General features: G+C 62.2%; 1 protein-coding gene. It reads right to left on the minus strand.

Annotation, left to right across the window (positions count from 1 at the left end; genetic code table 11):
* A partial coding sequence (locus tag AB5S05_RS22045) for a VCBS domain-containing protein (protein ID WP_369289639.1) occupies window positions 1-674 on the minus strand: 674 nt, incomplete at both ends.

Below are 674 nucleotides of genomic sequence, written 5' to 3' on the forward strand. Positions count from 1 at the left end.
ATCCGTATCACCAGCTCGTCGCTCGCCGTACTGCCGCCCACGCCCAGCACGCTGATCGTGACACTGTCATCGAAATACGTACCAGTGGCACCAGGCTTGCTGTCGTTGTCGATCGTCGCGGACAGCGTGTAGCTGTAGCTCACCACGCCCGTGGCCGCGTTGTAGTTGGTCAACGTCAGGTTGCCTTCGCCGGTATTGACCACCTGATTGGTCGTCGACAAGGCCAGCAGTTGCGCCAGACTGAAGGTCGAACCACCCACGGTGACACTGGCAATACCATCGGTCGCCGTGACCGTGAACGACCCCGTGACGGTCTCGCTGGTATCACCTAGCGACGTCAGGCCATGCTCGTAGACCGTCGCATCCGGCCCTTCGGCCACCAGCGTCACCACGCTGGCGCTGTCGTCCGCCCCGGTAATGGTAATCGTCAGCTTGGCCGAACTCGGATCCCCGTCCGCATCCTGCATGGTGTAATACAGGTCGTAACTCAGGGTGCTGCCCGACGTCAGCGCTTGCACCGCCGCCAGGCTGTTATCCAACGTGAAGCTGTAGGCACCGTCACTGCCCAATGTCAGCACGCCGTAGGTGCCCAGCGCAGTCACCGCCGCACTGTTGTCATGGCCCACTGCACTCCAGGCGGTAAATTCCTTCGGTGCGTCCGCTCCGGCACTGTC

Origin of the sequence: Pseudomonas zhanjiangensis (assembly GCF_041027545.1) — a bacterium.
GTDB lineage: Bacteria > Pseudomonadota > Gammaproteobacteria > Pseudomonadales > Pseudomonadaceae > Aquipseudomonas > Aquipseudomonas zhanjiangensis.